The organism is Priestia sp. P5_B4 (genome assembly GCF_056400385.1).
This window is the reverse complement of the sequence record NZ_JBFULJ010000124.1, coordinates 1-8,179: the sequence shown is the minus strand read 5'-3', so window position 1 is coordinate 8,179 and position 8,179 is coordinate 1. Positions and strand designations below refer to the sequence as shown.

At 40.4% G+C, this 8,179-nt stretch carries 10 protein-coding genes; 7 read left to right on the top strand and 3 right to left on the bottom strand.

All coding sequences use genetic code 11. The features are described from left to right. Positions 1–56 precede the first annotated feature (56 nt). On the bottom strand, positions 57–665 hold the full coding sequence (locus AC1DRF_RS12295; RefSeq protein ID WP_477740838.1) for an HAD family hydrolase: 609 nt from the start codon (positions 663–665) through the stop codon (positions 57–59). Positions 666–829: 164 nt separating this feature from the next. Here AC1DRF_RS12295 and AC1DRF_RS12290 point away from each other — a divergent pair, with 164 nt between their 5' ends. Then, on the top strand, positions 830–1,588 hold the full coding sequence (locus AC1DRF_RS12290; RefSeq protein ID WP_014458988.1) for a DeoR/GlpR family DNA-binding transcription regulator: 759 nt from the start codon (positions 830–832) through the stop codon (positions 1,586–1,588). A 52-nt stretch (positions 1,589–1,640) separates the two neighbouring features. Next, positions 1,641–1,850 carry a hypothetical protein gene (locus tag AC1DRF_RS12285; protein ID WP_477740837.1) on the top strand — a complete coding sequence of 70 codons (210 nt, stop codon included), beginning with the start codon at positions 1,641–1,643 and terminating at the stop codon, positions 1,848–1,850. Between the two features lie 333 nt (positions 1,851–2,183). Here the strand turns inward: AC1DRF_RS12285 and AC1DRF_RS12280 are convergent, their stop codons facing one another. Further along, positions 2,184–2,870: a YoaK family protein gene (locus AC1DRF_RS12280; RefSeq protein WP_477740836.1), complete on the bottom strand. Its 687-nt coding sequence runs from the start codon at positions 2,868–2,870 to the stop codon at positions 2,184–2,186. A 73-nt stretch (positions 2,871–2,943) separates the two neighbouring features. Beyond that, entirely contained in the window at positions 2,944–3,444 is a 501-nt protein-coding gene (locus tag AC1DRF_RS12275) for a GNAT family N-acetyltransferase (protein ID WP_043981121.1), read from the bottom strand. 114 nt (positions 3,445–3,558) lie between these two features. Between AC1DRF_RS12275 and AC1DRF_RS12270 the strand changes: the two genes are divergently transcribed. The 5 genes from AC1DRF_RS12270 to AC1DRF_RS12250 form a co-directional block, all read left to right on the top strand. Continuing rightward, the gene (locus AC1DRF_RS12270; protein ID WP_477740835.1) at positions 3,559–4,488 is read left to right on the top strand and encodes a hypothetical protein; all 930 of its coding nucleotides are present in this window, start codon (positions 3,559–3,561) and stop codon (positions 4,486–4,488) included. A gap of 104 nt (positions 4,489–4,592) precedes the next feature. Then, positions 4,593–5,222: a CPBP family intramembrane glutamic endopeptidase gene (locus tag AC1DRF_RS12265; protein ID WP_097822943.1), complete on the top strand. Its 630-nt coding sequence runs from the start codon at positions 4,593–4,595 to the stop codon at positions 5,220–5,222. A gap of 224 nt (positions 5,223–5,446) precedes the next feature. Beyond that, complete coding sequence (locus tag AC1DRF_RS12260; protein WP_013058211.1) at positions 5,447–6,142, top strand: FadR/GntR family transcriptional regulator; 696 nt, start codon at positions 5,447–5,449, stop codon at positions 6,140–6,142. Between the two features lie 274 nt (positions 6,143–6,416). Next, positions 6,417–7,976: a sodium:solute symporter family protein gene (locus AC1DRF_RS12255; RefSeq protein WP_477740834.1), complete on the top strand. Its 1,560-nt coding sequence runs from the start codon at positions 6,417–6,419 to the stop codon at positions 7,974–7,976. After that, positions 7,951–8,179: hypothetical protein (locus tag AC1DRF_RS12250; protein ID WP_477740833.1), on the top strand; the 229-nt coding region annotated here is incomplete at its 3' end. The genes AC1DRF_RS12255 and AC1DRF_RS12250, both read left to right, overlap by 26 nt.

The window sequence follows — 8,179 nt, the reverse complement described above, 5'->3', positions numbered from 1 at the left end:
TTTACAACGTATGTTAATGCGATTGCTTTTGAAGCGTCTTTGATTTCAAGCTCGAACTAATTATCAGCCGAAGATACAAGCGTCATGTCGTGCTGCTTGCTAAAGTGATCCCAGCCTTTTTGTCGTTTTTCATCATCAAATGAAAAAGCTAGTACGTTATAAAGCTCAGCGTTTGTATTTAAAATATCTTCATACGATGCAACAAAGGCAAACCCCGTTTGGCTGTACTGCTTAGCCGCTGCGTGATGAAGTCTTTCTTCATCCACATTTTTATTGGCGCTTTTTACTCGGTCAATTTCAATGGCCAGCAGTTCACGGCCCGAGTTTGGCGTATAAATTGCATGTTCAGCAAACACTTCATAGTAAAATTCGTTTGCATCCAGCCACTGAAGCGCTTCTTTGACGTGATGTGCATCAATCGGAACAGAATGTCTGAGCTGTCCGTTCGGGTCATGAATAGTCGCTCCGTTTGCGGCAATCACCCAAAGGTTTGAAAGCTCAGCTTTTTTTAAAATTTCCTGCACGTCGAAATAAGCGCGCCCTGTAGCAACCACGACTTCAACTCCGTGTTTTTGCGCTTTTTTAATTGCTTCTGCATTAATTGTGCTAATTTCACTGCTGCTATTTAAAAGAGTTCCATCTAAATCTGTAAAAATCATCTTCATAAACTATCTCTCCCTTTGACTATTGTTACTTGTTTTTGCGTGTTTTATCTTGTTTATCCTACAATAAACGAAAAAACACTGATAATCAAGCGTTTTTACATTGTTTTTACAAAAGAAACAAGTATAATAAAGTAAAAAGCAGAAAGAAAACAGGTGAACAAGCAATGTTAAAACAAGAAAGACGCAAACAAATTATGAATTTGCTTGAAAAAGAAGGGCGAATTGTGGCTACGACGCTTAGTCAAACGCTGAATGTTTCAGAAGATACAATCCGCAGAGATCTGCGGGAAATGGACGCGCTTGGACTGCTGCAGCGCGTACACGGAGGAGCGCTTCCGCGTTCCACGTCTGCGGTTGATTACAAAGAGCGAAAGCGTGAATTGATGGATGTTAAGCATTCACTTGCCGTAGCGGCGCTTCCGTTAATTAAAGACGGGCAGGTGCTCTTGATGGACGGAAGTACAACAAATATTCAGCTCGTCAAAGCTTTTCCAAAGAATTTAAACGTCACGGTTATTACAAACAGTCCGTTAATTACCGTTGCACTAGCGGAACATGACTTTGTAGAAGTTGTTTCTCTTGGAGGGACATTTCGAAAAGAATCGATGGTCACGGTAGGACAAAGCGTGGTTGATACGCTTAAACAAATTCGAGCGGATCTTTGTTTTTTAGGCGTGTACGCGATCGATCCGAAAATTGGCATGAGCATTCCTTTGCTTGAAGAAATGCACATTAAAAGCCAAATGATTAAAAGTGCGAGTGAAGTAGCGGCTATTGTAACGGCTAAAAAACTCAATACATCGTCAACGTACACGTTCAGCTCAGCAAACTCACTAGATTGGCTCATTACAGAAGAACATGTGAACGAAACCGTGTTAAATGCTTACCGCGAAATCGGCATTGAAGTAATCACAAATAAATAGTCGTTTTAGTAAGGAAGTATATGGTAATGTAGAGTAAAAAGGAGCTTGAGCGATGAGCGAACAAATAGATGTTACGCAGGAATTAGCGAAGCTTCAGCAAAGAGTCGAACACCTAGAGGAAAGAGTGGAAAAAGCAGAGTCTAAGCAAGGCCCTTTATGGTTTCTATGGGAAGCTATACGATCAATTTTAATTGGACTATTCATTGTAGGGCCTGCAGCAGCAATCATTTTTGGCGTTTTAGCGGCACTAGCGGGAAAATGAAAAAGGTTGAGACATAACTAAATCAATATAATCTCAAGGCGAACAAATTGGATAGATGAGCTATTGTGTTCGCTTGTTACAGCGCTATTGATTTCCGTGCAAGACTTCGCTTTCCGCGGGCGGCTGGTGAGCCTCCTCGTGCGGGGTCTCACTTAGCCCGCTTTTCCCGCAGGAGTCTTCGTCTTGCCCTCCAATCAACAGCTAGAAGCTGCTACATATATGAACGTTCACTATACTAATAAAAAACCGAACAAATTTGATTCTCAATCAAGAATCAAACTCGTTCGGATTTTCCTTTGACTAAAATACTTTTATCCCAGCCTCGTTTTATTATTATTTTTCTGAATCAGAGTGAAACTTCGTGCTGACAAAAATGATAATGGCTAACAAAATCACAATTGGCAGCCAAATAATTTCAAATTTATAAGCAGGCTCTGCAAGCGCAGCGATAACAGCGCCAAAGCAGTAAAGCACAAGAGACAGCGCGCGAAGAATAGCATCGGTGTTAAACGTTTTGCGGTAGCGAGAACTGCGAAAACGTGCCGTTACGTCTTCAAAAAAGTTAGCAAGCGTCCCTGTCAATACAGTTGTGGAAATGCCGGCTACACCAAGCTTTCGAGCCGACGTTGTTTGAAGACCCATCGCTGAGCTTAATAAGAAAATAAATAAGTAAGTTAAGTGTAAAGAAGGAGAAAACGAAGATAAAAGTGCAAAAACAAGTAAAATTAATCCTTCTATTCCAAGCGCGATCGTTACGGCTTTAGGCCAAAACGTTTTTTCTTTGTTTCCAACTAAAATTGCAGCTCCTACAACTCCTATAATAAAGCCTCCTAAAGCTGTCAGAGAGTGAAAAACAGTTGTTTCAAGCGAGTTTCCGATTGCTAACCCGAGCAGCACGATGTTTCCGGTCATGTTTGCAGTAAAGATATGGCCAAGGCTTAAGTAGCCAATCACATCGACGATACCCGCTGTGACACAAAGAACCAGCAAAATAATGTTTCGATAAGTAGAATTCGTCACGGTAAGTCATCCTTTCTTTTTATACCAACTAAACAGTTTACCGTGAAGAAAAAAATCTGTCCAGAGAGTTGTCTTACAAATTTTTAAGCGTGTCCCATCCAAAAGCCACTTCAGATAGGGAGGTTCCCTCAATAACAACCTCAGCACGATCGATTCTTTTTCCGCCAAGCGCTTCGTAAAACTGACAGGCGCCGTTTTGTTCAAAAGCCCATGTGAGCATCGTATGTATATGTTGGTTTGCCAACTCTTGCGCTATTTTATGCATAAGCGCTTTTCCGATTCCTTTTCGCTGATGCTCTGCGAGTAAATACATGGCATACAGTTCTCCTTTATAGAAAGGATGCTTGCTGGTTCTTTCTTTGCCATAAGAAGCAAAGCCTACGATTTGACCGTTTTCTTCTGCAACAAAAATAGAATTTGATTCCAGCTGCTTTTTCCAGACGGGCTTTCGCTTTTCAGCGCTCAAAGAATCTAAAAAAGAATCCGGAACAAGTCCTTTATAAGTTGATTTCCAGCTTTCTACGTGTACATTTGCAATGCCTGCTTCATCGCCAATTCTGCCTGGACGTATCATATGCTCACCTCGTTTTTTCTATATTTTAACATAATTTTAAAACGGGCATCCCCGTTTTTTCATTTTCTTTGTATATATATAGTAGCTATTTTACATAACAAAGGAGATGATATAATGAGTAAATTATTATTAAAAGATCAGCCGTTAATTGTACTGCCGGCGCTGGCAGTCAAAGTAGGAGTGAACGGAGCCCTGTTTCTTCAGCAGCTTCACTACTGGCTTGAAAAAAGCGTAAACGTGCAGGACGGATATACGTGGGTATACAACACCAATCAGCAGTGGCTGCAGCAGTTTCCATTTTGGTCGCTTTCAACGATTCAACGCATCATTTCAAAGCTTGAAAAAGAAGGCCTGATTGTAAAAGGAAAATACAACCGCTCTAAATTTAACAACACGGTCTGGTACCGGATTGATTATAAGAAACTAGAAGAGCTTATGCCAAGCGATGAATTTGAAGGGCTCGAAGATGTCAATTTGACAGAAGGGAATCGTCAAATTGAAGCAGCGGAGCCGGTCACAGTGACGGCGTCATTAACAGAGACTACAGCAAAAAATACAAATCACATAAAAAGAGAAGAAGACGCGCATGACGCTTACGTACAAACGTTGGAAGCCGCTTTTATTGCTAGAAGAAACCGAGGGATGTATCCTTCAGCCAGTGATTTAAAGCATATGTACGAAGTCGCAAAAAGCGAAATACCAATAGAAACGGCGCTATCAGGACTGCATGAAGCATTTGATCACTCCGTGCCTAAATACAGCGGCGATACCATTCGAGCATTTGCCTATATCAAACAGCATCTTTTTTATAAGCATTATGTAACATCACAGCGCACGCTAGCGAGTCAGCAGACTGAAAAGCCGCTTTCCTACGCTACTAAAAAGCACGTTGTTCGCAAGGAATTGACGCCGGATTGGCTAAGAGAAAATGAAGAGCTAGAACCTTCAGCTCCTGCTTTTAAAAACGATGCCCACTTTGAAGAAGAAAAGAAAAAGCTTGCTGAAAGTCTTCGTGAGCTGGAGCAGGAATTAAAAAATAATTGAAAATACCCCCGGACTTTTATAAGATAAAAGATAGTAAACCTTTTGAATACGAAAGGTTTACTAGGTAAAAGAAAAGCGTCTCTTAAAGAAGGTGCGCCATAAACGTGATAAAATTTTTGTTTTTGCTGTTTATGCCAACAATCTTTGTTTTTTTCGGTTTGTGGCTTATCCAAAATGTGTTGGTAACATTTGTTTGCTTTTACGGCTGGATGTTTATGATTTTATATGCGAATAATAAAATTAACTTGAAGGTAGCGCTTACAAAAAAATCTCTGTATGTGGGAACTCTGAGCGGAGTTCTATGTGCCGCTGTGATAATTGGAAGCAGCCTGTTTTTTTCTGGTAAAATCTTTCATGTAGAAGATATGCAAGCGGTTTTGCAAATATGGGGATTTAGCGGATGGAAAGTTATCATTTTAGCCGTCATTTTGATTTTTATTAACCCTTATTTAGAAGAAATGTATTGGCGCGTATATATACAGAATAAAGTGAAGAAGCATCTATCCTTACCCGCTTCAACCATTGTTACATCAAGCTTTTATACGATTTATCACCTGTTTATTATTCTGCCCGTTTTTGCGTTTCCTTTTAATTGGATCTCGGCTGTAGGCGTTTTTTTAGCAGGTATAACGTGGGCGTGTATAAGGGAGCGATACGGTGCCGAAGCGGCAATTATTAGTCATGCGTTAGCGGACGCGGCGATTATGATTGTATACGGATTATATGTAAGATAGTGGTATTATGTCAAAAAACCATGAATCGTTATTCATTTATAACTTGTTTTCATGGTATAATAACAATAATAGTAAAATTTTATCAACACATTTGAATTGAAATAATGTATACTTGTAATACAAAGATTGAAGCGTTTACATAAATCGGAATACACATAGTTAATCTGGGTCCGATGAAAACTAAAAAAAAGAGAGAGATAATTACTTGGAGGAGGAATAGAAGTATGTTTGTACCTATTGAGCGTAAAAAAGTATCTAGTCAAGTGCTTGATCAATTAAAAAAGATGATTAAAGAGAAAACGTTCCCGCCAGAGTCTCGTTTGCCGTCGGAACATGAGTTATCCAAAATGTTTGGAGTGAGCCGCGCACCAATTCGTGAAGCGCTAAGCGTTCTTTCTGCCAGCGGATTAATTGAATCACGACAAGGCGGAGGAAGCTACGTAAAACGTGTAAACTTAGTGGGTATGCTTGATCCAATGACGTTTGAAATGGTTGAAGCAGATCAGGTTCTTGAACTAATTGAAATGCGTATTATCATCGAGTCGCAGGCAGCAAGCTTAGCCGCGCTGCGCCGTACGGATGAAGAACTGATTGAAATTAAAGAATCGTTAGAAGCATTTAAAAAGACGGTTCACAACAGTGAAGAAATTGGACATGAAGCGGACTATCGCTTTCACCATGATATCGTGAAAGCAGCTCATAACTCATTCCTTCTTCATGCTGTAGAAGATTTAGGCCATTTGTATCGAAAAGCGCTTGCTTATTCGTTAAATAAAAGCCAAAAAGAAAATCGCAAGCAAACGGATGCCGACCATGAGCGTATTTTTGAAGCGATTAAAAATGGAGAGCCGGAAGAAGCAGCAGAAGCAGTTCGTGATCACTTAGAGCACGTTCGCCAAAAAGTAATGGTATCTCAATAATAAAAAAACGATAGTCTCAAGGGCTATCGTTTTTTTATATTTCGTTCATGTGAGGAAATAAAACATGTTGAAAACGAAAATTTACGCTTAAGCCGGTGCGAATGTGCCGGCTTTTTTGTATATAAAAAGAGAAAATATCTAATTATACTCTTTAATAATCAGAAAATACAGTATTGTTAATAATTTTATGACGTGGTATTTTATTAACAAATGTTACTTTTATTTACATATTAATGTTAGTAAATCTAACATTAATAGGAGGAGGAGGGAGAAGATGCTTTCATCAAGCGTCGGGTATTTGATTTTACTGATTTTTGGAGGAGGCTTTACGGCCGTTACAATCATGATGCAGCRCCGCCAAGGAAAGGAAATGACGGCTGAGCAGTTTAGTACAGCCGGAAGAAATGTAAGCGTTGGGCTGGCGAGTGCATCCATTATTGCTGCATGGACGTGGGCCGCTACGTTAATGATGTCTTCTTCCACAGGCTATCAGTACGGCATTAGCGGACCGTATTGGTACGCAGCGGGAGCAAGCATTCAAATTTTGCTGTTTGCCATTGTCGCGATTAACCTGAAGAAAAAAGCACCGAATGCTCATACGTTTTTAGAATTTATTGCACAGCGTTTCGACGTGAAAAATCATCGTTTAATGCTTGGCTTTGCTCTTATGACAAATATTATTGTGACCGCCATGGTTATTTTAGGAGGAGCCATTGCTTTAAACTCTCTTACCGGGATGAATATTTTTATTGCTGCTTTTTTAATTCCTCTTACGTTTACCATCTACACCATGATTGGCGGTTTAAAAGCCTCATTTGTTGCTGATTATTTTAACACCGTTTTTATTTTCATTATTTTATTTATTTTTGCTGCTGCCGTTTATTATAAGTTCGGCATAACAAGCGTGTACGAAGGGCTGAAAAATCTGCCTTCGTCACAGCATATGCTTACGATGGCATCGGTGCCGGGTCTTTTGTTTGGGATGATTAATATTATCGGGAACTTCGGTACGGTCTTTGTGGATCAAGCATACTGGCAGCGTGCCATCGCAAGTAAAAACAGCGCTGCTTCAAAAGCGTATATTTACGGCGGAATTGCCTGGTTTTCGATTCCCTTTGCCGTTGCCACTTTCCTAGGTGTAAGTGCGGYTGGGCTTGGAATTGCCGTAGATTCACCGGATTCTATCGCGCCCGTTATGGCGTCACACGTGCTTGGAAATCTAGGTTCTATTTTGTTTTTAACGATGCTGTTTATGGCGGTAATGTCGACAGGAGCGGCTGAATTAACAGCGATCACAAATATTATCGTAACGGACATTTACCTGCGTTCTATTAATCCAAAAGCAAGCAGTAAAAAAATCTTAAGCACGTCGCGAAAAGTGACGCTTGGCTTTGGGATTGCGATGGGTGTGTTTTCCATTTTACTGTTTTACTTAGGAATTAGCCTTGGGTTTGTGTATATGGCTATGGGCATTTTCGTCAGCGGAGCCGTTATTCCCGTTACGCTTGGACTGATGTGGAAAAAAGCGACGAATACAGGTGCATTTTACGGAGCGCTTTTAGGGATGATTGGCGGCGTTGTCGCATGGAACACATCTGCTTACTTGATTAACGGTCACATTAATGTAGAAGCCCTTGGCGGACTGTATCCAATGCTTATTGGAAATTCTACCGTTTTTATTATCAGCGGAATCATATCAATTGGACACGGCTTGCTTGCTAAAAAAGAATTTGACTTTGATGAACTAAAAGACAAATTCAAAAGCTTTGATGAACATGGAGATGAACCATTAAGGGAGGAAGTGGCGTATGGATCCAGAACAACAGTTAAATAAAGATGCAAAGCTTTGTACGCGCTGGGCGCTGGGACTTACATTTTTGTTTGTCCTCTTGTTTCCAGGCGTGATGTTTTTAACGGGCTATCAATACACGCTTTCCTTTTTTAAAGGCTGGACGTATTTTGCGTTTGGCTGGCTGATTATCGCAGGAATTTGTATTATTGTGGGGCCTGTGGTGGAGTTTGTGAGGGAGAAGAAGG